31 protein-coding genes and 1 tRNA gene are annotated in these 25,080 nt (G+C 59.0%); 24 read left to right on the forward strand and 8 right to left on the reverse strand.

Features of this window, described 5'->3' with window-relative positions; all coding sequences use genetic code 11:
- The first annotated feature begins 10 nt into the window (after window positions 1–10).
- Both ACYZUD_RS22150 and ACYZUD_RS22155 read left to right on the forward strand, forming a co-directional pair.
- Window positions 11–1,330, forward strand: a complete 1,320-nt coding sequence (locus ACYZUD_RS22150; protein ID WP_462020147.1) for a S41 family peptidase — start codon at window positions 11–13, stop codon at window positions 1,328–1,330.
- A 1-nt stretch (window position 1,331) separates the two neighbouring features.
- Window positions 1,332–2,108 carry a divergent polysaccharide deacetylase family protein gene (locus tag ACYZUD_RS22155; RefSeq protein ID WP_462020148.1) on the forward strand — a complete coding sequence of 259 codons (777 nt, stop codon included), beginning with the start codon at window positions 1,332–1,334 and terminating at the stop codon, window positions 2,106–2,108.
- A 144-nt stretch (window positions 2,109–2,252) separates the two neighbouring features.
- Here ACYZUD_RS22155 and ACYZUD_RS22160 read toward each other — a convergent pair whose 3' ends face one another.
- Window positions 2,253–3,008 carry a substrate-binding periplasmic protein gene (locus ACYZUD_RS22160; protein WP_462020149.1) on the reverse strand — a complete coding sequence of 252 codons (756 nt, stop codon included), beginning with the start codon at window positions 3,006–3,008 and terminating at the stop codon, window positions 2,253–2,255.
- Window positions 3,009–3,223: 215 nt separating this feature from the next.
- Between ACYZUD_RS22160 and ACYZUD_RS22165 the strand changes: the two genes are divergently transcribed.
- Window positions 3,224–4,753, forward strand: a complete 1,530-nt coding sequence (locus ACYZUD_RS22165) for a trypsin-like serine peptidase (RefSeq protein WP_462020150.1) — start codon at window positions 3,224–3,226, stop codon at window positions 4,751–4,753.
- Between the two features lie 36 nt (window positions 4,754–4,789).
- On the opposite strand, the gene hisF is transcribed toward ACYZUD_RS22165, so the two are convergent.
- The 6 genes from hisF to ACYZUD_RS22195 form a co-directional block, all read right to left on the reverse strand.
- Window positions 4,790–5,560, reverse strand: a complete 771-nt coding sequence (hisF, locus tag ACYZUD_RS22170; RefSeq protein WP_007972752.1) for an imidazole glycerol phosphate synthase subunit HisF — start codon at window positions 5,558–5,560, stop codon at window positions 4,790–4,792.
- A 9-nt stretch (window positions 5,561–5,569) separates the two neighbouring features.
- On the reverse strand, window positions 5,570–6,307 hold the full coding sequence (gene hisA, locus ACYZUD_RS22175; protein ID WP_008149420.1) for a 1-(5-phosphoribosyl)-5-[(5-phosphoribosylamino)methylideneamino]imidazole-4-carboxamide isomerase: 738 nt from the start codon (window positions 6,305–6,307) through the stop codon (window positions 5,570–5,572).
- Between the two features lie 42 nt (window positions 6,308–6,349).
- Entirely contained in the window at window positions 6,350–6,607 is a 258-nt protein-coding gene (locus tag ACYZUD_RS22180) for a DUF2164 domain-containing protein (protein ID WP_462020151.1), read from the reverse strand.
- Window positions 6,608–7,246 (reverse strand): imidazole glycerol phosphate synthase subunit HisH, encoded by a 639-nt coding sequence (hisH, locus tag ACYZUD_RS22185; RefSeq protein WP_010464592.1) that lies wholly within the window; start codon window positions 7,244–7,246, stop codon window positions 6,608–6,610.
- Entirely contained in the window at window positions 7,246–7,839 is a 594-nt protein-coding gene (gene hisB / locus ACYZUD_RS22190; protein ID WP_003186751.1) for an imidazoleglycerol-phosphate dehydratase HisB, read from the reverse strand. Before hisB ends, hisH begins: the two co-directional genes overlap by 1 nt.
- A 299-nt stretch (window positions 7,840–8,138) precedes the next feature.
- Window positions 8,139–9,803, reverse strand: coding sequence for an OFA family MFS transporter (locus tag ACYZUD_RS22195; RefSeq protein ID WP_462020152.1), 1,665 nt, complete (start codon window positions 9,801–9,803; stop codon window positions 8,139–8,141).
- Between the two features lie 222 nt (window positions 9,804–10,025).
- On the opposite strand from ACYZUD_RS22195, the gene ACYZUD_RS22200 reads away from it, so the two are divergent.
- The 21 genes from ACYZUD_RS22200 to ACYZUD_RS22300 all read left to right on the forward strand — a co-directional run bounded on the left by ACYZUD_RS22200 (window position 10,026) and on the right by ACYZUD_RS22300 (window position 24,535).
- Window positions 10,026–10,430, forward strand: coding sequence for an acetyl-CoA sensor PanZ family protein (locus ACYZUD_RS22200; RefSeq protein WP_462020153.1), 405 nt, complete (start codon window positions 10,026–10,028; stop codon window positions 10,428–10,430).
- A gap of 78 nt (window positions 10,431–10,508) precedes the next feature.
- The gene (locus tag ACYZUD_RS22205; protein WP_462020154.1) at window positions 10,509–12,734 is read left to right on the forward strand and encodes an AsmA family protein; all 2,226 of its coding nucleotides are present in this window, start codon (window positions 10,509–10,511) and stop codon (window positions 12,732–12,734) included.
- A complete protein-coding gene (mutY, locus tag ACYZUD_RS22210; protein WP_462020155.1) occupies window positions 12,731–13,798 on the forward strand; it encodes an A/G-specific adenine glycosylase in 1,068 nt (355 codons plus the stop codon). Before ACYZUD_RS22205 ends, mutY begins: the two co-directional genes overlap by 4 nt.
- On the forward strand, window positions 13,795–14,067 hold the full coding sequence (locus ACYZUD_RS22215) for an oxidative damage protection protein (protein WP_008149405.1): 273 nt from the start codon (window positions 13,795–13,797) through the stop codon (window positions 14,065–14,067). The genes mutY and ACYZUD_RS22215 overlap by 4 nt, the downstream gene beginning before the upstream one ends.
- A gap of 103 nt (window positions 14,068–14,170) precedes the next feature.
- Window positions 14,171–14,246 (forward strand) — tRNA-Phe (locus tag ACYZUD_RS22220).
- A 208-nt stretch (window positions 14,247–14,454) separates the two neighbouring features.
- The gene (locus tag ACYZUD_RS22225; RefSeq protein ID WP_462025093.1) at window positions 14,455–15,660 is read left to right on the forward strand and encodes a tyrosine-type recombinase/integrase; all 1,206 of its coding nucleotides are present in this window, start codon (window positions 14,455–14,457) and stop codon (window positions 15,658–15,660) included.
- 250 nt (window positions 15,661–15,910) lie between these two features.
- Window positions 15,911–16,774, forward strand: a complete 864-nt coding sequence (locus ACYZUD_RS22230) for a hypothetical protein (RefSeq protein ID WP_462020156.1) — start codon at window positions 15,911–15,913, stop codon at window positions 16,772–16,774.
- A gap of 240 nt (window positions 16,775–17,014) precedes the next feature.
- On the forward strand, window positions 17,015–17,209 hold the full coding sequence (locus ACYZUD_RS22235) for a helix-turn-helix transcriptional regulator (protein WP_462025094.1): 195 nt from the start codon (window positions 17,015–17,017) through the stop codon (window positions 17,207–17,209).
- Window positions 17,210–17,512, forward strand: coding sequence for a helix-turn-helix domain-containing protein (locus ACYZUD_RS22240; protein ID WP_462020157.1), 303 nt, complete (start codon window positions 17,210–17,212; stop codon window positions 17,510–17,512). It abuts the gene before it with no gap.
- Window positions 17,509–18,183, forward strand: coding sequence for a KilA-N domain-containing protein (locus ACYZUD_RS22245; protein ID WP_462020158.1), 675 nt, complete (start codon window positions 17,509–17,511; stop codon window positions 18,181–18,183). Before ACYZUD_RS22240 ends, ACYZUD_RS22245 begins: the two co-directional genes overlap by 4 nt.
- A gap of 320 nt (window positions 18,184–18,503) precedes the next feature.
- Window positions 18,504–18,662, forward strand: coding sequence for a hypothetical protein (locus ACYZUD_RS22250; RefSeq protein ID WP_462020159.1), 159 nt, complete (start codon window positions 18,504–18,506; stop codon window positions 18,660–18,662).
- Window positions 18,659–18,886, forward strand: coding sequence for a hypothetical protein (locus ACYZUD_RS22255; protein WP_462020160.1), 228 nt, complete (start codon window positions 18,659–18,661; stop codon window positions 18,884–18,886). Before ACYZUD_RS22250 ends, ACYZUD_RS22255 begins: the two co-directional genes overlap by 4 nt.
- Window positions 18,883–19,122, forward strand: coding sequence for a hypothetical protein (locus ACYZUD_RS22260; protein WP_462020161.1), 240 nt, complete (start codon window positions 18,883–18,885; stop codon window positions 19,120–19,122). Before ACYZUD_RS22255 ends, ACYZUD_RS22260 begins: the two co-directional genes overlap by 4 nt.
- Complete coding sequence (locus ACYZUD_RS22265) at window positions 19,119–19,463, forward strand: hypothetical protein (RefSeq protein WP_462020162.1); 345 nt, start codon at window positions 19,119–19,121, stop codon at window positions 19,461–19,463. The genes ACYZUD_RS22260 and ACYZUD_RS22265 overlap by 4 nt, the downstream gene beginning before the upstream one ends.
- Window positions 19,464–19,465: 2 nt before the next feature.
- Window positions 19,466–19,744 (forward strand): hypothetical protein, encoded by a 279-nt coding sequence (locus ACYZUD_RS22270; protein ID WP_462020163.1) that lies wholly within the window; start codon window positions 19,466–19,468, stop codon window positions 19,742–19,744.
- Complete coding sequence (locus ACYZUD_RS22275) at window positions 19,737–19,958, forward strand: hypothetical protein (RefSeq protein ID WP_462020164.1); 222 nt, start codon at window positions 19,737–19,739, stop codon at window positions 19,956–19,958. The genes ACYZUD_RS22270 and ACYZUD_RS22275 overlap by 8 nt, the downstream gene beginning before the upstream one ends.
- Window positions 19,955–20,830: a toprim domain-containing protein gene (locus tag ACYZUD_RS22280; protein ID WP_462020165.1), complete on the forward strand. Its 876-nt coding sequence runs from the start codon at window positions 19,955–19,957 to the stop codon at window positions 20,828–20,830. The genes ACYZUD_RS22275 and ACYZUD_RS22280 overlap by 4 nt, the downstream gene beginning before the upstream one ends.
- The gene (locus ACYZUD_RS22285) at window positions 20,823–22,616 is read left to right on the forward strand and encodes a DUF927 domain-containing protein (protein ID WP_462020166.1); all 1,794 of its coding nucleotides are present in this window, start codon (window positions 20,823–20,825) and stop codon (window positions 22,614–22,616) included. The genes ACYZUD_RS22280 and ACYZUD_RS22285 overlap by 8 nt, the downstream gene beginning before the upstream one ends.
- A gap of 355 nt (window positions 22,617–22,971) precedes the next feature.
- Complete coding sequence (locus ACYZUD_RS22290) at window positions 22,972–23,283, forward strand: hypothetical protein (protein WP_462020167.1); 312 nt, start codon at window positions 22,972–22,974, stop codon at window positions 23,281–23,283.
- Window positions 23,284–23,444: 161 nt separating this feature from the next.
- Window positions 23,445–23,840, forward strand: coding sequence for a hypothetical protein (locus ACYZUD_RS22295; protein WP_462020168.1), 396 nt, complete (start codon window positions 23,445–23,447; stop codon window positions 23,838–23,840).
- 71 nt (window positions 23,841–23,911) lie between these two features.
- A complete protein-coding gene (locus tag ACYZUD_RS22300; protein WP_462020169.1) occupies window positions 23,912–24,535 on the forward strand; it encodes a tail assembly protein in 624 nt (207 codons plus the stop codon).
- A gap of 163 nt (window positions 24,536–24,698) precedes the next feature.
- Here ACYZUD_RS22300 and ACYZUD_RS22305 read toward each other — a convergent pair whose 3' ends face one another.
- Complete coding sequence (locus ACYZUD_RS22305) at window positions 24,699–24,929, reverse strand: hypothetical protein (protein ID WP_462020170.1); 231 nt, start codon at window positions 24,927–24,929, stop codon at window positions 24,699–24,701.
- Between the last annotated feature and the right edge of the window lie 151 nt (window positions 24,930–25,080).

Raw genomic sequence — 25,080 nt, forward strand, 5'->3', positions numbered from 1 at the left:
TTCGTTAGACATGCTGCATTTGTCCCGCCTTACCTCGCTGGCCCTGACGATCGCCCTGGTGATCGGCGCGCCTCTGGCGTTCGCCGCTCAACCTGCTCCGGTGGTCGCGCCTGCGGGCACTGCTGCGACCACCAAGGCCCCCTTGCCGCTGGAAGAGTTGCGCACTTTTGCCGAGGTCATGGATCGGATCAAGGCCGCCTATGTCGAACCGGTGGACGACAAAACCCTGCTGGAAAACGCCATCAAAGGCATGCTCAGCAACCTCGACCCGCACTCCGCCTACCTGGGCCCGGAAGACTTCGCTGAATTGCAGGAAAGCACCAGCGGCGAATTCGGCGGCCTGGGCATCGAAGTCGGTGCCGAAGACGGTTTCATCAAGGTGGTTTCGCCGATCGATGACACCCCGGCCTCCAAGGCTGGCATCCAGGCCGGCGACTTCATCGTCAAGATCAACGGCCAGCCGACTCGCGGCCAGAGCATGACCGAAGCCGTGGACAAGATGCGCGGCAAGATCGGCCAGAAAATCACCCTGACCCTGGTACGCGACGGCGGCACACCGTTCGACGTGACCCTGGCCCGCGCCATCATTCAAGTGAAGAGCGTGAAGAGCCAGCTGCTGGAGTCCGGCTACGGCTACATTCGCATCACCCAGTTCCAGGTCAAGACCGGCGAGGAAGTCTCCAAGGCCCTGGCCAAGTTGCGCAAGGACAACGGCAAGAAACTCAACGGCATCATTCTCGACCTGCGTAACAACCCGGGCGGCGTGCTGCAAGCGGCGGTGGAAGTAGTCGACCACTTCATCACCAAGGGCCTGATCGTTTACACCAAGGGCCGTATCGCCAACTCCGAGCTGCGCTTCTCCGCCACCGGCAAGGACGAAAGCGAAGCCGTGCCAATGGTCGCGCTGATCAACGGCGGCAGCGCCTCGGCTTCGGAAATTGTCGCCGGCGCCCTGCAGGATCAGAAACGCGCAGTGGTCATGGGCACCACCAGTTTCGGCAAAGGCTCGGTACAAACCGTGCTGCCGCTGAACAATGAGCGTGCGCTGAAGATCACCACGGCGCTGTACTACACGCCGAACGGCCGCTCGATCCAGGCTCAGGGCATCGTCCCGGACATCGAAGTGCGCAAGGCCAAGATCACCAGCGAGCAGGACGGCGAGTACTTCAAGGAAGCCGATCTGCAAGGTCACCTGGGCAATGGCAACGGCGGCGCCGACAAACCGACCGGTTCCAGCAGCAAAGCCAAGCCGATGCCACAGGATGACGATTACCAGTTGGCCCAGGCCCTGAGCCTTCTCAAAGGGCTGAGCATCACCTCTGGCCGCTGAGATGCGGCTGCGGTTCATCCTCGGTCTGCTGTGCTGTCTGGCGGGTGTTGCTCACGCGACGCCCGCCACAACGGCACCTCAAAAGGCCTATCTGAGTCTGATCATCGATGACCTGGGGCAGAACCTGCCTCGGGATCGCCGCGTGCTGGCCCTGCCCGGCCCGGTGACTACGGCGATCATGCCCGACACACCCCACGCCACCGAGTTTGCCCGCGAAGCCCACCGTGCCGGCAAGATCGTGATCCTGCACATGCCCATGGACCCGGCCACCGGCCCGTTCGCCTGGCATCCCGAGTTGTCGATCGAAGAACTCGAAAAACGCCTGAACGCGGCGTTCAAGGCCGTGCCTTATACCGCTGGCATCAACAACCACATGGGCAGTCGCATGACGGCTCAACCGGTAGCCATGACCTGGTTGATGGCGGAGTTACAGCGCCGGCACAAATTCTTCGTCGACAGCCGCACCAGCGCGCAAACCGTCGCGGCGGCCGAGGCACAAAAGATCGGGTTGGCGAGTGTTTCGCGGGATGTGTTTCTGGATGATGAGCGCACTGAAACAGCGATCTTCACGCAGCTGCAGACAGCGATCAGCCTGGCGCGCAAACAGGGGTCGGCGGTGATGATCGGGCATCCGTATCCGCAGACGCTGGCGGTGCTTGAGCGGGAGCTGCCCAAGCTGAAGGCGCAGGGGATTGATTGGATCGACATCAAACAGATGATCAGCGTGCGCAGCAATCGGGCAACGGCTGCACACGGCAAGGATGGCGTGTACCGGTAATTTGCTACACCACCAGAGACTGTGGGAGCGAGACTGCTCGCGATGGCGGCCTGTCAGGCAACATTGATGTCGACTGGCACTCCCTCATCGCGAGCAGGCTCGCTCCCACAATGTTTTATGTTGGATCAGGTTCTGTTGATGGACCTAGAGATACCGCGCCATGATGTCATCCACCACGCCTTCCTTGCGCAGCTGGTCGAGCGCTGCCTGTAGCTTTGCCACAACCTCATCGGGCACATTCTTGTTCAATGCCAGATAAAGCTCTGCGCTGTTGAATCGCAAGACTGTCTTAAGCCCCGTAACCCCGTCCTGTCGCGCCAGATACCGCCCGGCCGGATCGCCCGTCGCCCACAGATCAATCTGACCATTCACCAGTTTCTTGGCGTTGTCCTGATCCCGCAACACAACGATCGGATTCAACCCTTGCTTGGCCAACGTCTCGGCGATCGCATCACCCTTGTACGCACCGATCTTGTACTTGCGAGCCTGATCCAGCGTTTCCAGGCTGATTTTGCTATCGGCCTTGGCCAGCATGATCCAGTCATCCGGGCCAATCGGACCAACCCACTTGAAGAGCTTCTCGCGGTCCGGCAACCGCGCCATCACGAACACACCGTAGCCGGGTTTCTCCAGGGCAAGTTTGTAGATGCGCTCCCAAGGGAAGCGCAGCGTCAGGCTGTAGGTGACGTCGGCGCGCTTGAACATCTCGCGGACGATGTCCACGGCGATGCCATTGATGTTCTCGTCCTGAGCGAAGTTCTTGCCGTTCTTGGCCATGTTGTACGGGGGGAAATTTTCAGTCAGCAACACCAGGTCGGTATCGGGACTTTCTTCGGCGCGCACCCCATTGATGAACAATAGAGAAGCGCTGGCGAGGACAAGAAGAAGGCGTTTAAGCATGTCTGGCTACCGAAATCCATGGCGTACCCAAGAGTGCCTTGAGCCCGCCATACTGTCTACTGGCCTTTTGATAACAACCTTATCGACATCGTTAAAATAATGAGTATCACAGTCACTGCGGTAGATAGTTACCGCCCTTCACCCAGCCTCACCTGATTAATTGCTAATACCCGGCGACAGGCCGGTTTTACCTAATTAATCAGAGGCACCATTCAATGAATTCGATCCCCGTACTTTTTATCAGCGCATTGTGTTCGCTATGTCTACCGTGCTTCGCAGATACCAGAGATTATGGAGAAGGCCTACAAAATCTGGCTGCTTCCAGGATTCTTAAAAACATCGATGGTTCGCAGGACCACTGGCAAGGTATCGGACGCCTGGAAATCAATCGTGCCAGCTGCACCGCAACGCTTCTGGATACGCGCGATGAACTTGAATCCCGACCGACTCCCGCTTACGTGCTCACCGCTGGGCACTGCATCGAATTGACCAACGGAAACATCGTAACTGACAGGCCGGTAAGCGGAACCATGCAGTTCAATTTCTTCGCCGATATTCCCGGATTCAAATCTTATCCGTTGAAAGCGGTGGTATGGCGGAGCATGCAAGGCGTTGATCTGGCTATCGTTGAACTGGAAGTCAGCCTTCAAAAGCTCATCGATGATGGTATACAACCGTTGAAACTGGCCCGGGATACACCGGCGAACGACACCGATGTGTTGATCGTGGGCGCCCCAAAAGGCTTTGAGGAAGTCACATTGCGCATGGCCGCCTGTACCTTACAACCCGCTCTGGAGATTGTTGAAGGTGCATGGGTGTGGCGAAACACATTTATGACTCGCTGTCAGGATATCCGGGGAGGCAGCTCTGGAAGTCCCTTACTGGATCGATACTCCAATGAGATCGTAGGCGTCATAGGAACAGGAAACTTTGATAACAGCATCATTCCATGCCGCGATCATGCCCCTTGCACGCCTGTTGGAAATATCTATCTGGCAGTGCCGGGAAATGTGTATGGCAACCCAACAGCATTTCTCAACGGGTGCTTCTTGCAAGGCCGCATTGCTAAAAACCCGCCGTCGTCTTGCCAGCTCTACCCGGCGTTCACCATCGACACGGGCGCGAATAAGCTGGAAAGATACAAAAGGGTCAAACAGCAGGATAACGGCTCGATTGCCATCCCTACCTGGAACTATCGATTTTCAATAAATACTGCTTTTTACCGTCATAAAAGCGTCCGCATGGCAATGGATTGTGAGAGCCCCCATCACTACAGCGATGCCGTAAGCTCAATTGATGCCTTCATCAATTCCGAGATAGGAACGGAACCCGGATTCTATTTTCTTTGCATTCTCGGTGTTGATTCTTTGGCGCAAGAACCTGAATTGGGGCTTCTAAAAAATGCGCTGTCCCTGCCGGTCGAGGTATTGGAGAACAAGCCAACCTCGCAACCCGATTTATCGATCAAGGCCGACGTCAATGTGACACTGGCGAAAACAGCAGAGCCCTATAGGACCTATTCCATCAAATTTGGTCCCGCAGCAACAACAGACTGTCATCAACCTGACAAATACGTCGACGACATGAACATGGATTTCTGGATTGAAAGCGAGGAACTTCCAGGGAAGCTCTGCTCCATTGCTTATGACAAATCGGGACAGGCTTCCGAACCGAGGACCGACTTACTGAGCCCCGTGACAGGGATTCATAAGGCTACGTCATCCAACGCTCAGGTTGTTCCATAACATCGGCCCGGAACGTATTTTCCGGGCCATGGGCCTTTATCGCATCACGATGCCGCGATGAGCCATGTAGGCCTTGGCTTCCTGCACGGTGTATTCGCCGAAGTGGAAAATACTCGCCGCCAGCACTGCACTGGCGTGGCCTTCGATAATGCCGTCGGCCAAATGCTGCAGGTTGCCGACGCCGCCGGAGGCAATCACCGGTATGCCCAAGGCATCGCTGATGGCGCGGGTGACGCCCAGGTCGAAGCCGTTTTTCATGCCGTCCTGGTCCATGCTGGTCAGCAGGATTTCACCGGCACCAAGGCCTTCCATCTTCTTCGCCCACTCAACGGCGTCGAGGCCCGTTGGCTTGCGACCGCCATGGGTGAAGATTTCCCAGCGCGGGGTTTCACCCGGACCGGAGACCTTCTTGGCGTCGATGGCAACGACGATGCACTGCGAACCGAAATGCTGAGCGGCTTCGCCAACGAATTCCGGGTTGAACACCGCAGCGGTGTTGATCGAAACCTTGTCCGCACCGGCATTCAGCAGGTTGCGAATGTCCTGCACGGTACGCACGCCACCGCCCACGGTCAGCGGGATGAACACCTGGCTGGCCATGCGCTCGACGGTGTGCAGCGTGGTATCGCGACCGTCGACGCTGGCAGTGATGTCGAGAAAGGTAATCTCATCGGCACCCTGCTCGTCGTAACGACGGGCGATTTCCACCGGGTCGCCGGCATCACGAATGTTCTCGAACTTAACGCCCTTGACCACCCGGCCGTTATCCACGTCCAGGCAAGGGATGATGCGTTTGGCCAGCGCCATGGTCAGTCCTCAGCCTTTGTACGAATCGCAGAAAGCTTGCGCTTCAGCGACGTCGAGGGTGCCTTCGTAGATCGCCCGGCCAGTGATTGCACCGATGATGCCCGGCGCCTTGGCGTCGAGCAGCGACTTGATGTCACCGAGGTTGTGGATACCGCCAGAAGCGATGACCGGGATCTTCGTTGCGGCGGCCAACGCAGCGGTGAACGGAACGTTACAGCCCTGCATCATGCCGTCTTTGGCGATGTCGGTATAAACGATCGCGGATACGCCATCTGCTTCGAACTGCCTGGCCAGGTCGATCACCTGAATGGTGCTGATTTCAGCCCAGCCGTCGGTGGCGACGAAACCGTCTTTGGCATCCAGACCGACGATCACCTTGCCCGGGAACGCGCGGCAGGCTTCGGCGACGAAGGCCGGATCTTTCACAGCTTTGGTGCCGATGATCACGTAGCTCACGCCTGCCTTGACGTAATGTTCGATGGTTTCCAGGGAACGGATACCGCCGCCGATCTGGATCGGCAAGTTCGGATAGCGCTTGGCAATGGCGGTAACGACTTCGCCGTTGACCGGCTGGCCTTCGAAGGCGCCGTTCAGGTCGACCAGATGCAGACGGCGGCAACCGCCTTCCACCCACTTGGCAGCCATGCTCACCGGGTCATCGGAGAACACCGTGGAATCTTCCATGCGGCCCTGGCGCAGACGAACACAGGCACCGTCTTTGAGATCGATAGCGGGAATAATCAGCATCTGGCAAACCTTCAAATTCGATTGTTCAGCTTCGCTCGAAAATCAGTTTTTCTCGAGCGCCCACAAGTCGCTTTCGATGCTTTCGAACCTCTCTTTGAGGTGCGTCTGCACATCGAAAATCGCCCTGTTGTAATAGTGCGGAGCAATTTCACGGGTAAACAGCTCAAGGATTTCAGCCGCTTCGAACGAACCCAGGTCCAGTTCGAAGCGATCTTCCATGAAGCGTTTGATCTTGTGATTGGCCTCGGCCTCCTGTTCGGGAGTGAGGGTCAGGATCGGCGGCTTCTTCTTGACGGCCATTTACCAGCGACCATCCCACGCAGCGAAGTTCTGCAGCAATTGCAGGCCATGGGTATGGCTTTTCTCCGGGTGGAACTGCACGGCGAAACGCGAGCCGTCGGCCAGCGCGGCGGCGAAATCGACACCGTAGTGACCGCCACCCACCACCTGCCGCGCGTTGCCGGCAGCGATGTAGTAGCTGTGCACAAAGTAGAAACGCGCCAGGTCCGGAATGTTGTGCCACAGCGGGTGACTCACCGTCTGCTTCACTTCGTTCCAGCCCATGTGCGGGACTTTCAGGTGTTCGCCGTCTTCGTGCAGGTCCTTGCCGAAGAACTTCACCTGACCCGGGAACAGGCCGATGCAGTCGACGCCGTCGTTCTCTTCACTGCTGTCGAGCAAGGCTTGCATGCCGACACAGATGCCAAGGAACGGACGGTCCTGGCTGACTTCACGCACCAGCGAATCGAAGCCCAGGCGACGGATCTCCGCCATGCAATCGCGAATCGCGCCGACGCCGGGGAATACCACCCGGTCAGCTTCGCGAATCACATCGGCATCGCTGGTGATCAGTACCTTGCCGGCACCGACGTGCTCGAGGGCCTTGGCCACCGAGTGCAGGTTGCCCATGCCGTAATCGATAACCGCGACCGTCTGCATTACAGAACGCCTTTGGTCGACGGCATTTGACCAGCCATTCGGTCATCCAGCTCTACCGCCATGCGCAATGCGCGGCCGAAAGCCTTGAACACGGTTTCGATCTGGTGGTGGGTGTTGTGCCCACGCAGATTGTCGATGTGCAGGGTGACGTTGGCGTGATTGACGAAGCCCTGGAAAAATTCCTGGAACAGATCAACGTCGAAACCGCCGACGGTGGCACGGGTGTAGGGAACATGCATCTGCAGGCCTGGACGGCCGGAGAAGTCGATCACCACGCGCGACAGCGCTTCATCGAGCGGCACGTAGGCGTGGCCGTAGCGACGGATGCCTTTTTTGTCGCCGATGGCTTTGGTGAAGGCCTGACCCAGGGTGATACCGACGTCTTCCACGGTGTGGTGGTCGTCGATATGCAGGTCGCCCTTGCTGACAATATCCAGGTCGATCAGCCCGTGACGGGCGATCTGGTCCAGCATGTGCTCAAGAAAAGGAACACCGATATCAAATCGGGCCTTTCCGGTGCCATCCAGGTTGATCGAGGCTTTGATCTGGGTTTCCAGAGTGTCGCGCTCGACTGACGCCTTACGTTCGGCCATCACCAGCTCCGCAAAATCATTGGGCGAAAAAGGCAACCATTATAGGGGCGCGGGCCGGAAACAGAAACACGAGAGGTGATATCACTGACGGACAGAATCCAGCGCAGTCGGGGATAGACATGTCCATACAACCGATTTCGATGCAAAACCGCAAAACAAATGTGGGAGCGAGCCTGCTCGCGATGAAGCCATAACATTCAACATCTCTGTCGACTGTCAGACCGCTATCGCGAGCAGGCTCGCTCCCACAGGGGTTCGATGCCTTGCAGGACTGGTCCGAAGACCAGTCCGAGGCAATCTTAATGGAACAGTACCGCTGTCTTCTGCAGGGTCACCCAAACACCCCACGCCAACGGAATACCTACCACCAACCATGCAGCAACCGCCAAAGGCTTGGTGCCCGCAGCCGCTTTCCACTCCAGCACGGTGCTGCTGTCAGCGCCCTTGTCGTGGCCCAGCGCCTGTTCGGCAGCCAGCTCAGCGTCGGTCATGAAGTACTTGTCGGCTACCGGACGCACCAGCAGGTTGCAGATGAAACCCAGCACCAGCAGGCCCGCAAGGATGTACAGCGTGATGTCGTAAGCCGCGGCACGTTCAACGCCGATGCTCAATTGATACTCACGCAGGTAGTTCACCAACACCGGACCCAATACGCCCGCCGCCGCCCACGCCGTCAGCAGACGACCGTGGATCGCACCGACCATTTGCGTACCGAACAGGTCAGCCAGGTAAGCCGGTACCGTGGCAAAACCACCGCCGTACATCGACAGGATGATGCAGAACGCCGCTACGAACAGTGCAACGTTGCCCAGGTGACCGAGGTTCGGGATCAACGCGTACAGCGCGAAACCGAGGGCGAAGAACACGAAATAAGTGTTTTTGCGGCCCAGGTAATCCGAGAACGAGGCCCAGAAGAAGCGACCACCAATGTTGAACAGACTCAGCAAACCGGTGAAACCGGCAGCAATCGCGGCGATCGAGGCCAGTTGCCCGGCGTCCAGCTGACCGAACGTCTGGTCAGTGCCCAGCAGTTTGCCGGCGAACACTTCCTGCAACAGCGGCGAAGCCATGCCGAGGATGCCAATACCGGCGGATACGTTCAGGCACAGCACCAGCCACACCAGACGGAATTGCGGCGTTTTCCACGCCACATTCACGTGCACGTGACGATGAGTGATCATCGCGTTCGAGGCTTTTTTCGCCGGAGCAGTCCAGCCTTCAGGCTTCCAGCCAGTTGGCGGAACGCGGTAGGACAGTGCGCCACCGATCATGAACACGAAGTAGATCGCGGCCATCACCAGGAAGCTCTGCCACACGCCGACGCTGGTTGGCGAAGCGAAGTGGCCCATCAAGGCTGCTGCCAGCGGAGCACCAACCATCGCACCACCACCGAAGCCCATGATCGCCATGCCGGTCGCCATGCCGCGCTTGTCCGGGAACCACTTGATCAGGGTCGAGACCGGCGAGATGTAACCCAGGCCCAGGCCAATACCGCCTATGACCCCGGAGCCGATCCACATCAGCCAGATCTGGTGGGTATAGACCCCCAGCGCCGAAATCAGCAGACCGCCACACCAGCACAGCGCCGAAACAACACCAGCCTTGCGCGGGCCTGCGTGTTCGAGCCAGCCACCCCAGATCGCTGCCGAGCAGCCGAGGAAGATGAAGAACAGGGTGTAGATCCAGCCGAGCATCGAGATCGGCCAGTCACACTGGGACGAGAAAACTTGCGAGATGAAGCTCATGTCCGGCGCGCAGGCTACTGCTTTAGTCACGCCCAAGGCTTTGGACAGTGGCAGCCAGAACACCGAGAAGCCGTAGGCCATGCCGATGCAGAGGTGGATGGCCAGAGCGGCCGGTGGCACCAGCCAACGGTTGAAACCGGGCTTGGCGATGATGCGTTCCTTGGACAGGAACGAGGGCTGGTCGGCTTTGATGCCGTCCGCCGTAATGCTCGTGGTCATTGTGTATCCCCCAATTATTAGTATGGTTCGCCTGCACTCCTCACCCCCAGCCTTTATGCGCACGCATGACTGTTTTTTAGGGTGAAGCTCCATTTTGGTGCGACATCACGTCGCAGAAGGACGGACGAACTGGCAGAGGTTACCATTTGCACGTGACAGAAAAACCAAACTGATATCACGTTTTTTCAAGTCATCTGTTCTCGCACCACTTAAGGAACCGCCATGCCGATCATTGTCGAGCCTCTGAACGAAGCTACTTACCAGGACCAGCAAGACCTGCAGAAGATCTACCGCGATGCTCCGGACTGGCTGTTTACGCCTTTTTCCGGGGATTTGCAGCTGATCGAAGGCTGTCTGCGGGACGGTTCGCTGATCGCCGGTCGTTTCAACGATCGACTGTTGGGCGCGGCGCGCCTGCAACGGCACCAGAATGTCTGGCACTTGTCCCAATTGTGCGTACGAAAAGTCACCCGTCGCCGTGGGGTGGCCGAGCGCCTGGTGAACGAAGCACAGAAAATGGCGTGGCAATCGGGCGCGACTTTAAGGCTGCAGGCGCCGGCCGGGCACCTTGAGGTTCAGGCTCTGGCGGCCAAGTTGAAAGTGCCGCTGGATGTGTTGCCGACGTGATCGCTGACCGGTCGTCCGCTTCGGAGCGCTATACTCCCCGGCTAAATTTCGAATTCGACTAACTACAAGGACTCGCCCATGAAAGCGTTCGGCAAAATCCTGGGTCTGGTGCTTCTCGGGCTGTTGCTGATCATTGTGGCGCTGGGCTTTGCCCTGACCCACCTCTTCGATCCCAACGACTATAAAGACGAGATCCGCCAGATTGCCCGCGACAAGGCCCACATCGAGCTGACGCTCAATGGCGATATCGGCTGGAGCCTGTTCCCGTGGCTGGGTCTGGAATTGCATGACGCCAGTGTCGCGACCCTGACCAAGCCCACCGAACCGTTTGCTGACTTGCAGATGCTTGGCCTGTCGGTACGCGTGATACCGCTGCTGCGTCGTGAAGTGCAGATGAGCGATGTACGCGTCGAAGGCCTGAACCTGCGCCTGAACCGCGACAAGGACGGCCACGGCAACTGGGAAGACATCGGCAAGGCCCCGGCACCGGCCACCCCGGCCACGCCTCCCGCCGCCGCCAGCGAACCTGTGCCCGAGACCACCGCCCAAGGTGAAAAACCGGCCCAACCGACCCGCCTGGACATCGACAGCCTGACCATCAACAACGCCCGCGTTGAGTACAGCGACGAGAAGACCGGCAAGCAGTTCAGCGCCGAAAGCATCCAGCTCAGCACCGGGCCAGTGCACGATTCCACCAATATTCCAGTCAAACTCACCGCATTCCTGGGCACTAACCAGCCGGTCTTGCGCGTGCGCACCGAACTCAACGGCGAGTTGCGTTTCGAGCGCGCGTTGCAGCGCTACAAATTCGAAGACATGAAGCTGTCCGGCGAAGTCGCGGGTGATCCGCTGCAAGGCAAGACCATGACCTTCGCTGCCCAGGGTCAGTTGTTGCTGGATAAAGCCGCGAACGTCGCCGAATGGACCGGTATCAAAATCTCCGCCAACCAACTGCGTGCGCTGGGTGAGTTGAAGGTCAACGACCTCGACAAGACCCCGCAAATCAGCGGCGGCCTGTCGATTGCCCAGTTCGACCTGGCAAAATTCATCGACAGCATCGGCCAGAAACTCCCGGCCATGGCCGAAGGCAGCCTGAGCAAAGTTGAACTGGTCAGCCGTCTTTCCGGCACGCCGAGCAGTGTGTCGTTCGACGACATCAACCTGAAAGTCGATGACAGCACCTTCAGCGGCCGGATCGCCGTCGAGGATTTCGCCAAGCAATCGCTGCGCGCAACCCTCAAGGCCGATACCTTCAACGTCGACCGCTACCTGCCGCCAAAATCTGCCGAAGCCAGCAGCGCGACGCAGGCGCGTCAGGCCGAAGTTGCCAACACCGAAGCCGATGCCATGGCCGGCGCGGGCAGCACACCGCTGCCGGACGCCCCGACCAAAGGCGCGTGGAGCACCGAACGCCTGTTGCCGGTGGAACGCCTGAGCAAACTCGACGTGGACGCCGACCTGACCTTCGGCCAGTTGACCCTCGAAAAACTGCCCATTCAAAACGCTGCGCTCAAGGCCACCGGCCAGGGCGGCTTGCTGACACTGGAGAACCTGCGCGGCGACCTGTACGACGGCAACTTCGAAACCAAGGGCACCCTGGATGTGCGTCAACAGGTACCGGCGCTGAACATGCAAACGCGCATCAGCAAAGTGCCGGTGGAAAAAATCCTCGAAAGCCAGGGTAAAAATCCGCCGGTCAAAGGCCTGGTGACGGTCAACAGCAACCTGACCGGCAGCGGCAACAGCCAGAAAGCGCTGATCGAAACCCTTAACGGCAACGCCAGTTTCGTCATCAACAACGGCGTGCTGCTCAATGCCAACCTCGAACAGCAGCTGTGCAAAGGCATCGCCACCCTCAACCGAAAAACCCTCAGCGGCGAGCCACGTGGCAAGGACACACCGTTCGAGGAGCTCAAGGGCAACCTGACCTTCCGTAACGGCGTCGCCAGCAACCCGGACCTGAAAGTGCGCATCCCGGGCATGACCGTCAACGCTGACGGTGACGTCGATCTGCGGGTGCTGGGCATGGATTATCGCGTTGGCGTGATCGTCGAAGGCGACAAGAGCGACATGCCGGACCCTGCTTGCCAGGTCGGCGAGAAGTTCGTCGGCATCGAGTGGCCGCTGCGCTGCCGTGGCCCGCTGGAACTGGGCGCCAAGGCTTGCCGTCTGGATAACGAACGCATGGGCCAGGTCGCCACCAAACTGGCCGGCGACAAGCTCAGTGAAAAAATCGACGAGAAACTTGGCGACAAGGTCAGTCCGGAACTGAAAGACGCCTTGAAGGGGCTGTTCAAGCGATGAGAGCCGAGCAGTTTTCATCGGCGGTGCTGGATTGGTACGACCGCCACGGCCGCCACGATTTGCCTTGGCAACAGGGCATCACCCCTTATCGAGTGTGGGTCTCGGAAATCATGTTGCAGCAGACCCAGGTCAGCACCGTGCTGAATTACTTCGACCGTTTCATGGCCTCGTTGCCGACGGTCGAAGCCCTGGCCGCCGCGCCGGAAGACGAAGTGCTGCACCTGTGGACCGGCCTGGGTTACTACACCCGCGCGCGCAATTTGCAGAAGACCGCGAAGATTGTCGTTGCCGAATACGGCGGCGAGTTTCCGCGGGATGTGGAAAAACTGACGGATCTGCCGGGTATCGGCCTGTCCACGGCGGGTGCCATCGCCAGCCTGAGCATGGGCCTGCGGGCGCCGATCCTCGACGGCAACGTCAAACGGGTGCTGGCGCGCTTTACCGCGCAAGAGGGTTATCCGGGCGAGCCAAAGGTCGCCAAACTGCTTTGGGCGAACGCTGAGCGCTTGACGCCGCATGATCGGGTCAACGCCTACACCCAGGCGATGATGGATCTGGGTGCCACGCTCTGCACCCGCAGCAAACCGAGTTGCCTGCTCTGCCCGCTGGAAAAGGGCTGCGAAGCGCACATGCTTGGCCTGGAGACCCGCTACCCGATTCCCAAACCGCGCAAAGCCGTGCCACAGAAGCGCACGCTGATGCCGATGCTCGCCAACGGCGAAGGCGCGATTCTGCTCTACCGTCGCCCTTCTACGGGCTTGTGGGGCGGTCTCTGGAGTTTGCCGGAGCTCGATGACCTCGACGACCTGCAACATCTCGCCTCGCAGCATTCGCTGGAACTGGGCAGCCAACAGGCATTGCCAAGCCTGGTGCACACCTTCAGCCACTTTCAGTTATCCATCGAACCCTGGCTGGTTCAGGTCCAGGAGGCCGGCCATCACGTGGCCGAGGCCGACTGGCTCTGGTATAACCTCGCCACCCCGCCGCGCCTGGGCCTTGCCGCCCCGGTCAAAACCTTGCTCGAACGCGCGGCCGCCGTATTGAACGCAGGAGAGTCGTCATGACCCGCACCATCATGTGCCGCAAGTACAAAGAAGAATTGCCCGCCCTGGAACGCGCTCCATTCCCGGGTGCAAAAGGTCAGGACATTTTTGACCATGTCTCGGCCAAGGCCTGGGCTGACTGGCAGAAACACCAGACCCTGCTGATCAACGAAAAACGCCTGAACATGATGAACGCCGAAGACCGCAAATACCTTCAGGGCGAGATGGACAAGTTCTTTTCCGGCGAGGAATACGCCAAGGCTGACGGCTACGTTCCGCCAGCTGAATAATCCCGCTTTCTTGGGGGGCGGATCGTAAGCGACGGTAATAATTAAATATTTTTTGAAAACTTGCTTGACGCCCCCCTGAAAAACCCGTTTAATGCGCCCCGTTGCCCAGATAGCTCAGTCGGTAGAGCAGGGGATTGAAAATCCCCGTGTCGGCGGTTCGATTCCGTCTCTGGGCACCACCTTTCGTTTTCAGGTGGTTCCAACACCACCCGAAACACCCAAGAAACCCGCCTAGTGCGGGTTTTTTGCTTTCTACGGTTCTCAACCGTTCCCTTGTAAGCCCAAACATATGTGAGTAGATTTGTGAGTAGGCCCAGTTCGGTCTTGAAATCTACTCACACCAAGACGGCAAAACGCCCGCCTGGTGCGGCCTACAAGGAGGCTGCTTTGCCACTCTCAGATACCACCATCCGCACCGCCAAGCCGAAGGACAAGCTTTACCGGCTAACGGACGCCAACGGTTTATGTCTGGAAGTAGCACCGACAGGCACCAAGCTATGGCGTTATCGCTACCGCTTTAACGGCAGTGCAAAAATGCTGGCGCTGGGTAAATACCCTGCTGTCACTCTGGTGAAGGCCCGCCAGCTACGCGATGAAGCCCGCCAATTGCTTACGGAAGGCACCGACCCCGGCGAATACAAAAAAGCCGCCAAACAGGCTCAGAAAGTCGACGGTCTGACTTTCGAGACACTGGCGCGGGAGTGGTACGACTACAGCTCGCCACGGTGGGCGGAGGCGACTGCCTACAAAACCAAGCTGTACCTCGATAACGACATCATCCCCGGCATAGGTGCCCGCCCGATAAAAGCCATTACTCGTCCCGAGCTGGTCGAGCTGGTGCGCACAGTCGAGGCAAGGGGCACGCTTAATGCCGCTGGCAAGATTCGCCAATGGCTACACCAGATATTCCGCTTCGGCCTGGCAAGGGGGGTCGTCGAGGTCAATCCGGCCACTGACTTAAACGTGGTCGCTGCGCCAACCAAAGCCGCTCGCCATCACCCACACGTCACCTTTGCCGAATTGCCCGAGCTGCTGGGCAAGGTCGAGGCCGCGAACATCCATTCCCTGACCCGACACGCCATACGCCTGCTGACGCTGACAGCGGTTCGCCCTGGTGAGTTACGCCAAGCGCCATGGTCGGAGTTCGATCTAGACGCCGCCACCTGGACGATACCCGCCGCCCGCATGAAAGCCCGCCGCCCGCATATCGTCCCCCTGCCCCGCCAAGCCGTCGCAATCCTGCGCCAGCTCTACGAAATCACCGGGCGTTACTCGCTGGTCTTTGCTGGCGCCAACCCTGAACGCCCCATGAGCGAGAACACCATCAACAAGGCTTTGCGACTGGCTGGGTACGAAGGCCGACAAACAGGCCACGGCTTCCGCCACCTACTCAGCACCGAGCTGAACGGGCGCGGATACAACAAGGATTGGATCGAGCGCCAGCTTGCCCACGGCGACAGCGACGAAATACGCGGCACCTACAACCATGCTGCCTATGTCGATCAGCGCCGGGAAATGATGCAAGCCTGGGCTGATTCGATTGACGCCCTGTGCGCCGGTGCCAACGTGGTGAGCATCAAGCGTAAGGCATAGTTTCCTAGGTATGCGCGGGTTCGGTTGGGAGTGGTTGGGCTTTGCTGATAACATAATGGCTATCGCTGTACATTCGTACAGCTGGCGCATATGAGCTTGGCAGATGTCGGGATCTGGTGGGGACGAGCAGTTAGAACCTTTCGGGCGCATAAGGCTCGATAGGATCTATTCCGACTGGGCGTCAGGTCATCATATAAACCCTCGCCTTCTAGCATCTGAAGTCGCCGCTACGCTAGCAACGTCCTCTCGTTTGGATCAACCAATTAACACCATGCATGCGTGCATCTTTTTTGAAGGTCGATCTGACAGAACCATCCCGGTTACATACGGCGCACTCGTTGACTACTTCGACGCCGCCAGCGCGGGCCAACACGCCCAGACAATTGCAACCACCTCAGGCCCGATCCCGGCAACTAACGTTCTGATATGGCGGAAGTGGATTGAGCGCTTTGTAGATGAGGCCGCCGAGCGAACCGAGAATGCTGCAGGGTTTGCTCAGCCTGCAAATGACAGCGCCAGCATAGCGATGGTAGCCAACAGCAATCCAGCAAATAGCAAGGCAGCCAAACTACCCCACCTATCGGGAAGCGCCCCGTTCCTATTGCAAATCCAACAGGCCCGACTACGCCAGCAGGGCGAGGACAGTGCAAGCGAACAGCTCGAATCGAAACAACAACTCTTTGACCAAGCAATACTTGAAGCAGCTAAGTGGAAAGCCATGTACGAAACAGCTGAGATGAGGCTACAGGTGCGAGACGAGGAGCTAGAGAAAGTAACCCGCGAACTGAGCGCCAAGCATAGAGCGCTAGTAGAAGCGGAGGATGAAAATATCCACATGGAAGAACAGCTTGAGGATGCAATGGTATTCGCGGAATGCCTACGAGCTGAAAATCCCGTGTCGCCTCCAGAGATCCGCCTTGCCTTCCTGTGCTGGCGGCATCTCACGGTAGATGGCACGGAAAACCCGTCTGGTGCGGGAGGGCGCGGGGTTCACGGGTTAGTGAGAGGCTGGCTAAAAGACAACAACTACCAGCTCAATGAAGATCAGATAGTTCGGCTCTGCGCGATGGTTAGCTGGCGCAAGCGAGGAGCAGGGGCCATCCCCTCTAAATAAATACCCGGCCTATTTCAAGCCCCCGCTAGGCTTGCTCGAAAGCCTAATTCTCATACCCAACAAAACAGAATACCCGACCTAATTCTTAGATTACCCGGCCTATCCTGTGGATAAGTCAACGGCCAGCATAAGCCCATGTTCTCAACGCCACCCAAGGAGGCGCACAACATGGCAGGCCCTACCCTCTCCCAGCTTCACCAAAACTCGAAAGCCGAACTTGAACGACGCACGGAAGCCGCCATGGCCCGCCGCTTCATCAAGTTGGCCGAAGTCCGCAGTCTGACAACCCTTTCCACATCCGAGATTTACCGCCGCATTGCAGCTGGGCGATTTCCCAAGCAAGTAATGCTGGGGCCAAAGTCCGCCGTCTGGATCGAGGCCGAGGTAATCGCCTGGTGCGACTCGCTTGTCGCCCTGCGAGCGGAGGCAGCGTAAATGACAAACAAAAAAATGGCCGACCAACAGGCCAGCCACGAAATTTCTCACGTCGATAATACCAGCGGAACAGCACAGCGCGCTCGTCTTTTGGAGCGTTTGCAGGCTGGCCCGATTGACACCTTTACCGCCATCCGCGAGTTGAACATCGTCCGCCCTGGTGCCCGCATCAACGAGCTGCGTGGCCTGGGTCACAAGATCCTGACGCACCGCCTCGTCCTTACCGACGATCAAGGCCGCACCCATCGCGGTATGGCTCTGTACTACCTCAGCACCAACCCACCAGCCGGGGTGGCCGCATGAGCGCCCGCATCATTCCCTTCGACTACGAAGGCCAGGTCGTGCGCTTCAACGCGGACGGCTGGCTTCACGCGACCGAGATCGCGGAGAGGTTTGGGAAGGAGCCTGCGCAATGGCTTCGCCTCGACTCCACCAAGGAATACATCGATCGACTTTCCGAGCGCATGGGAAAAAGTAATGTGGGGAAATCACACATTACTCTGGTGACGACACGGCGTGGCAATACCGCAACCAGCGGCACCTGGCTCCATCCCAAGCTGGCGGTGAAGTTCGCCCGGTGGCTCTCCGTGGACTTTGAGATCTGGTGTGACGAGCAAGTAGACGCCCTGCTGCGCGGCGAGTCGAAGCCGTGGGCCAGCTCACGGCGTGAGGCTGCTATCGGCTACCGCGCCGTGTGTGATGCGCTGGCGCTCAACTGCGAAGCCCGCGGCAAGACGCCTCAGCGCCACCACTTCATCAACGAAGCCAGGCTCATCAACGAAGTAATCACCGGGGCTTTCACTGGCCGTAACCGTGACCAGTTAAACGCGGGGGAGCTTGAGCTTGTCACCCTGGCTGAGCTGCGCGACACGGCACTGATCGGCGCGGGCATGGCCTACGCCGAACGCAAATCCAGCCTGCTGCGCTATGTGCGTGAGTTGCAGAGCAAGCACCAGCGGAGGATTGCTGCATGACGCCCATAACCCACCCAGCACCGTCGGCGCTCAATCTGAAACCGAGGGTTGCACCCGCCATCACCCGCATGTATGGTTTGCTCATCGCCCATATGGCGAGCGGGCGTGAGAACCCGGCAAAGCAAAAGGCGCGCAGCGCCCCAGACTCTATCTCAGGCGTTTTTTTATGCCTGAAATATCGTTTTATGGTGGCTGTGTGTGGGCAGGCTTCGGCCTGGCTGGGTTCCTTTTGCCCCAGTATTCTCACCCCGCGCACAGCCGCCACCCCATCCCGTGAGAAGGATCGTGGCGGCTCCTCGAAAGCAAAAGGAGCTCCACCTATGCACGCCCTCATTCCGTCCGCAATTCGCGCCATTGCTCACCGCCGCATGGCCCTGAGCGCACTCCGCGCAGACTCCAGCCTTGCAACACGCCTCAAGCGTTACTCGCACCACATGGCCATCGTCCGCACCCTGGAAAACGTCGGAGGTGCTGTGTGACCTACCCTATCCAATCCGCTACATCGTCCGCCGATAGCACTCTCGATGACCTGCGCGACGTGCAAGGCATCCTTGTATTGCTGAGTCTGGCGCTTGCCGTCATCGCCTCGCCCACCACTCCAATCATCGTCGCCCGTGTCGCCGCCGTGATGGCGCAGCACACCGCCATGGCCTGGGCTGATCTGCTGGAAGACGTGATTGAGTCGAACGGGGGTGAGCAATGAAAGCCTCTGAAATTGCCGATGAAGCCCTCGAATTGGTACGGGCATCGTATGAGCGTTGTAATCAAATGGCAGCGCTGTTTCGGGCCATCAGTACAGGTATGGAACATGGCAGCCCTCCTGACTTAATAACACTTTCCGACCTTGGCAAAGAGATCATCACCGACTGGGCCAATCATCTCGACTGGCAGGAAACAGATTTGCGGCGGTCGCTCGACGCAGTGGAGGTGAGCCAATGAACGTCGCAGTTAAAGCCCCCATCCTTTGCCGTGAAGACCTGAGCTTCACAAAACGCGATGCCGAAGGATCGCTCATCAATTGGCCTCGAAACAATCCGGGCGTGGCTGCCGACTGGGAGAAAGGCATTGCCTTCTTCGATAGCGAGATTGCCGAGCTGGCGGCCAACGATGAAACCGAAGCATTCCACGCCATCGAGTTCGCAATTCTTGGCATGGGAGGGTGCACCACCTGCCTTGAATTCGGTTTTGCTGAGTCAGTAGCGAGGGCAGCGGTTCTAGGCCTGAGAGCAATGCGTAACGGCACCCAGCGGTTCGAACCTAAAGACTTCGAGGAGGCTTAACCATGACGATTTTAAAAAAGCGCCCTGTAGCGCTGACGGGATCGGCTTGCCCGAAGAAAGCCACTAAGCTCTGGTATGTCACCCACCCAAAGGTGCTTAAAGCACTGCTGGGGCCGTTCATGACCGAGGCTGACGCCGAGTGTGGCCGCATCGTAATGCGCAGCGCTGATGCCGTGGTGACTGCCTGTCTGGTCGATTCAATCGACGACATTACCTACTCGCACGCGGTGAACAATGGCCAGGTCTGTCGGGCCTTTGCTGGGAGCGCCAGCCATGGGTGACGTGATCCAGTTCGACCCACTCACCAGCATCGTGCGTGACGACGTACTGCCCCACATGGACGACTTCGGGCGCGTGCTGCTGATCGGCGCATTCGGTGATCTGGTGAAACTACGAGACGACGCGGCGGACAAGCACAGCCGCCAGAAGACCGACGCAATTGTTAAGCAGATCGGTCGTGTGTTGTCGCGATACGAACCGGAGGGCGCCGCATGATAGACGCCACGATCCTTTTCCGTGACGCGCTCCAGTCGGTCTATGGCCCACTCGACTGGATTCCCGTGCCCGACAGCACCATCCACCGGTTCCGCGTCCCGGACGACAAACCCGGCACCCTCAATGGTTGGTATGTCCTGTACCTGGACGGTATCGCCTCTGGTGCGTTTGGCAGTTGGAAGTCCGGAGACGCCAGCACATGGTGTAGTCGGGAGCCTGTGGACGCCCAGGAGGCCGCGCAGATCCGCGAGCGAGTTGATCAGGCCCGACGCCAGCGCGAAGCCGAGCAGCACCGGCGCCAGCAGCAGGCCGCTGAGCTGGCCAACCGCTGGTGGCGCAACGCACGTCGCGCCGCACCCGATCACCCCTATCTCGCCGCCAAAGGAGTTCGCTCCCACAGCCTGCGCCAGCGTGGCGCTGATCTGCTGGTACCGCTGTACCTCGATGGTCGCCTGGTCAACCTGCAGAGAATCGCCCCTGACGGCGCCAAGCGTTTCTTGCCTGGCGGCCGCGTGAAGGGCACGTACTCGCCGCTAGGCATCATCGAGCCCGGTTCCGTGCTCTGCATCTGCGAAGGATGGGCGACGGGCGCCAGCCTCCACCAACACGGCGGCCATGTCGTCGCCGCTGCCATGAACGCGGGCAACCTGATCCCAGCGGCAATGGGCCTTCGCTCCCGCTACCCGAGCCAGCCGATCGTTATCGCCGGCGACGATGACCGGCTCACTGACGGCAACCCGGGACGTACAGCGGCGAACGCAGCCGCGGCGGCAGTGGGCGGCCAAGTGGCTTTCCCGGAGTGGCCAGAAGACGCGCCCGATGACCTCACCGACTTCAACGACCTCGCAAACTGGAAGCTCGCCAATGGCTAAACCTGATACCAATGTGATCAACCTTCGGCCAGAAGCAGCGACCATCACGCCCGATCGTCCCTGCTGGGCCGTGTACGAGCACTGGGTGACCAATGAGAGAGGCCGCAAGCTACGCCCAGGCGTTTACTGGCACAGCTTTAAACGCTCCTCGACCGATCAGGACGACGCTGAAAGCGATGTCGGCGATCGACCTATCACAGATGAATGGATCTCCAGTCCTGTCACGGTATTGGCTCGCACCACCAACAGTGACGACGGCAGCGAGGGGCGGCTGCTCCGCCTGGTGACCGAGGGCGGGATCAAGGAATGGATCATTGCCATGGAAGTGTTCGGCGGCAGCGGAGAGGACGCCAGGCGCGCGTTGTTCGGCATGGGCGTCATCATTGCGCTCAAGAAGCGCGGCACGTTCATGGAGTACCTGCTCGATCAGCATCCTGCAGAAGTATTTGCCACCACAAGCCGGCCGGGCTGGCATGAGTCGGGGGCGTTCGTTCTCCCCGGGCGAACAATCGGCAGTGCCAATGTGCGGTACCAGGCCAGCAACAAGGCTCAGGTGTTATTCAGTCGACGCGGCGAGCTGGCGCTGTGGCAGTCGGAGGTGGCCGCCAAGTGTGCTGGTAACCCGGTACTGACGTTGGCGATCGGCTGCTCATTGGCCGGCCCCCTGCTAAGCCTAGTCGGCGTGCTGGGTGGAGGTGTTCACCTTGTGGGCGACAGCTCGAGCGGCAAGTCGCTGGCGCAACTGATCGGCTCGTCGGTATGGGGCGACCCGGGCGTGTTCGCTGCCAGCTGGGACATGACCAAGGGCGGGCTTGAGATCGAGGCGTCTAGCCGTAACGACACCATCCTGCCGCTGGATGAGATCAAGCGCGCCGATCCCAAGCGGGTACAGGAAATGGCCTACTCCCTCGCCAACGGCCAAGGTAAGGGGACTATGACCCGTGAGCGCGAAGGCCGGGCCAAACTGAGCTGGCGCCTGCTCACGCTTTCCAGTGGCGAGCGCTCGCTTTCCGAACACGCTGCAATATCCGGTAACGCCGCTCACGCTGGCGCCGAACTACGCATGGTCGACGTGAACGCCGGCACCCGCACGCACCGGGCCTTTGATGAATTGCATGGGCTTGAGGGGGCAGACTTCCACCGGCAGCTCACTGTGGCGGTTGGCGCTCACCATGGACAACTTGGGCCTGCGTTCGTCGAGAAGCTGCTCGCCAGCGATGACCGACCAGGACTGCTGAAGGACTTCGCCGGGATTCGCGCCAGCTTTGTAGAAGACAATGCCCAAGCCGGTCGTGTCGCAGACCGGTTCGCTGTGATTGCGCTCGCCGGCGAGATGGCGACCGCTTACGGCCTTCTACCTTGGGAGCCTGGTACAGCCCTTGCCGACTGCCGTTTGTTGTATGGCGAATGGCTCAGCCGGGTTGGCAGCGGCAATGCCGAGGATCGCCAGATCCTAGCCGGCATTCATGACTTCATCGATCGCCACGGCAGCAGTCGCTTTTCCGATATCGACGACCAAGTACCTGACACCAAAGTGTTCAATCGTGCGGGTTACTGGGAGCTGGTTGGCACCAACCGGCTGTACCTCTTCAACAAGCCGGCGCTTATCGATGCCGCTAATGGCTATGGCCTGAATCGCATCATCAAGGCACTGGAGGGAGCCAGCGTTCTCGCCTGCCATAACACCGAACGCAAAACCAAAAACTACCGACTCCCAGGTGGCGGCCAGGCGCGTCTCTACGTGATCGATCCAGAGAGCATCGATCGCGAAGGAGGTGGAGCATGAACGTCCCCCAAGCACCATCCGCCCGGAATGCCCAACTTCACAGGAACCTAGAATCACTGGCAACAGTGGCAACACCGGCAACGGCCTTGTGGGGTGTGGCTTGCAGCCGTTGCCACCCTATAAAAAAAGTGGCAACAACTGGCAACGCACACCTCATTTTCAACTTAAGAGAGCGGCTCAGCCCATCGGCTTGGGTATCACTGTTGCCAGTAAAAATCCGGTGGCAACGATTTGGAAGCATCGGCAACACCTGTAGGCCACGACTTACGGGGCTGTTGCCATTGTTGCCGCTGTTGCCGGTGTTTTTAAGATCACAGGAACATTGGATTAGGAGCAATCAGGGCGAGGTGGCGCAATGAGTCTCCTTTCACCATTGCTTGATCACGTTTTGCCAGCCTTTATCGGTACCGAACCCGAGAAAGCCGGTAAGCCAATGTCACGCACACACCTCGCGCTGGTCACCCCCGCGGAACGCCCTCCTCAGTTCGTCACCGGCCCGCATGCGAACGCCGCCACCGCCACACCCAAGTGGCGACAGACTCGCGACCAATACCTGAACCACCTCATGGTTTGCAGCGCCTGCTATGCGCCTACAGGGCGCCATTGCACGGCTGGCGCCACCCTGCGCGCCAGCTATGACAACGCGTCAATGGAGAGCAACCCATGAGCCCCGTTCGGCCCGAAGCTGCCGCCCACTCTGAGCAACGTCGGCAGGTAAGCGACCTGACACGCGACACGTTTTGCGGATAACGAAAACGTGTCGCGGCATCGAGCAACAAAACCGGGCATCAGCCCATGACCAGCGCCAGCGGCGCACCAGAGGTACACATGACTGAACAGGACAGCAATACGGCGAGCAAACCGCCAACACATGAGGAACGCTTCGCCGAGGCGAGCAAGACAAACAGCTTTGAGTCGTACCCAATGAAACAGGGACCTGATTCTGGATACCTGGCGTGGGATGTCCAGCACGTCCGTGATGGACAGAAGGTGACTATAGACGGTCCTTTCTTCACCGAGGAAGAAGCGCGCGTCTCGGCCGATCTGCTCCGCGGGACGTTCCGTGGCGCCCGGGCCTACAAGGCGATCTATGACCGGATTTGGAATTACGACCCGCAGCGTGAACAGGTGACATTCGACCAGGCGCGGATGTCGCGATTCCTTCTCGCCATCCGCCTAGGCGTGAGCGCCCCCACTAACAGCGCCACGGGCGCGCCGGAGTAAATCATGACGCTTACCACTAGCCACAACTGGGAAACCCGCTTCCAATCCGATGCAACTGTTGAGGTGCTGCAATGAGCGATATCGTTAAACACCCCATGACCCGCATTCTCCTGTCCGGCAGTCTGGCAAAAACCTTTGGCCGCGAATATTTCCGCCTATTGGAGACGGGCACCACTCGCGAGGCGTTCAGCGCTTTGCAGCACACCGTCGAGGGCTTCGCCGACTTCATCCGCGACTCTGCCCGCCGCGGCCTGCGCTTTGCCATTTTCCGCAACCGTGAAAACGTTGGAGAGCGCGAGCTCACCTTGAGCGGGACCGCCGAGATACGAATCGTGCCAGTGATCGCTGGCAGCAAGAGCGGTGGGATATTTCAAACTATTCTCGGCGTGGTGTTGATCGCAGCATCCGTGATCATTACCGCCGTGTCTGGCGGCTCGGCAACGCCATTTACATCCGGAATGATGGCGATAGGTATCGGGATGGCCTTGGGCGGCGTCGTCCAGATGCTCACACCGGTTCCGAAGTCAGGCAGCCAGCAAGAACAAGCGAGCACCGAAAACAAGCCGAGCTATCTGTTCAACGGCGCGTTCAACTCGACCCAGCAAGGCCTTCCTGTGCCTGTGGTTTACGGAAAGATGCTGGTCGGTTCAAGCGTTGTTGCAATCGGCACCTGGGCAGAGGCTTTGCCCGTCTGATTGAGCAGTTAGACGCACCAAGGCCTTACACAGATGTTAGAGACCGACGGTAACGATCGCCGAGGTCGTTCCGTCTGTCTCGCTGCCCGGCGCTGATGTCAACAGAGCCAGTAACACGGCAGCCAGCCGTTCACAACCTGCCTGTAGGCGCGAGTGGGCTTGCTTAGGGCTGGATAGTCCTTTCATACCTTGGCCCGTCACCAGGAACCAGACGCAGTCTAAATTTGTTCATTTGGCCGGAAGTAATTTCCACCTCCGACTCGCCCGGAGGCTCACTGAATGGATTTGGATTGCCTTCTGCTACAAAAATATATTTGCCGGGCGCCAGATAAATTTCCACTTTCTCGCCAGCCTTCAGTGCCGCTATAGGGCTGGTGTTGACCTTAAAAATCATTTGCACACCGCTACCCATAAATCCGTTATCTCGTACAACAGTTACGAGCTCGCTTCGTTGGGTATCCGGCCTTAGGTAGCTCCGGTCGAAAACCCGCTCCTGAGGTGGCAAAGGGGCTGATTGGCTAGGAGCGGGTGTGGTAGCACACCCC

Source organism: Pseudomonas sp. XS1P51 (assembly GCF_054897845.1).

Excerpts from the sequence above, each read along its gene's own strand:
- ACYZUD_RS22150 (WP_462020147.1), top strand. The coding sequence starts at position 11 with ATGCTGCATTTGTCCCGCCTTACCTCGCTGGCCCTGACGATCGCCCTG.
- ACYZUD_RS22300 (WP_462020169.1), top strand. The coding sequence starts at position 23,912 with ATGAGCGATATCGTTAAACACCCCATGACCCGCATTCTCCTGTCCGGC.
- ACYZUD_RS22195 (WP_462020152.1), bottom strand. The coding sequence starts at position 9,803 with ATGACCACGAGCATTACGGCGGACGGCATCAAAGCCGACCAGCCCTCG.
- ACYZUD_RS22295 (WP_462020168.1), top strand. The coding sequence starts at position 23,445 with ATGACTGAACAGGACAGCAATACGGCGAGCAAACCGCCAACACATGAG.
- hisH (WP_010464592.1), bottom strand. The coding sequence starts at position 7,246 with ATGCAGACGGTCGCGGTTATCGATTACGGCATGGGCAACCTGCACTCG.
- ACYZUD_RS22290 (WP_462020167.1), top strand. The coding sequence starts at position 22,972 with ATGAGTCTCCTTTCACCATTGCTTGATCACGTTTTGCCAGCCTTTATC.
- ACYZUD_RS22215 (WP_008149405.1), top strand. The coding sequence starts at position 13,795 with ATGACCCGCACCATCATGTGCCGCAAGTACAAAGAAGAATTGCCCGCC.
- ACYZUD_RS22165 (WP_462020150.1), top strand. The coding sequence starts at position 3,224 with ATGAATTCGATCCCCGTACTTTTTATCAGCGCATTGTGTTCGCTATGT.
- hisF (WP_007972752.1), bottom strand. The coding sequence starts at position 5,560 with ATGGCGCTGGCCAAACGCATCATCCCTTGCCTGGACGTGGATAACGGC.
- ACYZUD_RS22155 (WP_462020148.1), top strand. The coding sequence starts at position 1,332 with ATGCGGCTGCGGTTCATCCTCGGTCTGCTGTGCTGTCTGGCGGGTGTT.
- ACYZUD_RS22205 (WP_462020154.1), top strand. The coding sequence starts at position 10,509 with ATGAAAGCGTTCGGCAAAATCCTGGGTCTGGTGCTTCTCGGGCTGTTG.
- ACYZUD_RS22180 (WP_462020151.1), bottom strand. The coding sequence starts at position 6,607 with ATGGCCGTCAAGAAGAAGCCGCCGATCCTGACCCTCACTCCCGAACAG.
- ACYZUD_RS22265 (WP_462020162.1), top strand. The coding sequence starts at position 19,119 with ATGAACGTCGCAGTTAAAGCCCCCATCCTTTGCCGTGAAGACCTGAGC.
- ACYZUD_RS22160 (WP_462020149.1), bottom strand. The coding sequence starts at position 3,008 with ATGCTTAAACGCCTTCTTCTTGTCCTCGCCAGCGCTTCTCTATTGTTC.
- ACYZUD_RS22235 (WP_462025094.1), top strand. The coding sequence starts at position 17,015 with ATGGCCCGCCGCTTCATCAAGTTGGCCGAAGTCCGCAGTCTGACAACC.
- hisA (WP_008149420.1), bottom strand. The coding sequence starts at position 6,307 with ATGCTGATTATTCCCGCTATCGATCTCAAAGACGGTGCCTGTGTTCGT.
- ACYZUD_RS22260 (WP_462020161.1), top strand. The coding sequence starts at position 18,883 with ATGAAAGCCTCTGAAATTGCCGATGAAGCCCTCGAATTGGTACGGGCA.
- hisB (WP_003186751.1), bottom strand. The coding sequence starts at position 7,839 with ATGGCCGAACGTAAGGCGTCAGTCGAGCGCGACACTCTGGAAACCCAG.
- ACYZUD_RS22250 (WP_462020159.1), top strand. The coding sequence starts at position 18,504 with ATGCACGCCCTCATTCCGTCCGCAATTCGCGCCATTGCTCACCGCCGC.
- ACYZUD_RS22245 (WP_462020158.1), top strand. The coding sequence starts at position 17,509 with ATGAGCGCCCGCATCATTCCCTTCGACTACGAAGGCCAGGTCGTGCGC.
- ACYZUD_RS22270 (WP_462020163.1), top strand. The coding sequence starts at position 19,466 with ATGACGATTTTAAAAAAGCGCCCTGTAGCGCTGACGGGATCGGCTTGC.
- ACYZUD_RS22305 (WP_462020170.1), bottom strand. The coding sequence starts at position 24,929 with ATGATTTTTAAGGTCAACACCAGCCCTATAGCGGCACTGAAGGCTGGC.
- ACYZUD_RS22240 (WP_462020157.1), top strand. The coding sequence starts at position 17,210 with ATGACAAACAAAAAAATGGCCGACCAACAGGCCAGCCACGAAATTTCT.
- ACYZUD_RS22280 (WP_462020165.1), top strand. The coding sequence starts at position 19,955 with ATGATAGACGCCACGATCCTTTTCCGTGACGCGCTCCAGTCGGTCTAT.
- ACYZUD_RS22275 (WP_462020164.1), top strand. The coding sequence starts at position 19,737 with ATGGGTGACGTGATCCAGTTCGACCCACTCACCAGCATCGTGCGTGAC.
- ACYZUD_RS22200 (WP_462020153.1), top strand. The coding sequence starts at position 10,026 with ATGCCGATCATTGTCGAGCCTCTGAACGAAGCTACTTACCAGGACCAG.
- ACYZUD_RS22285 (WP_462020166.1), top strand. The coding sequence starts at position 20,823 with ATGGCTAAACCTGATACCAATGTGATCAACCTTCGGCCAGAAGCAGCG.
- mutY (WP_462020155.1), top strand. The coding sequence starts at position 12,731 with ATGAGAGCCGAGCAGTTTTCATCGGCGGTGCTGGATTGGTACGACCGC.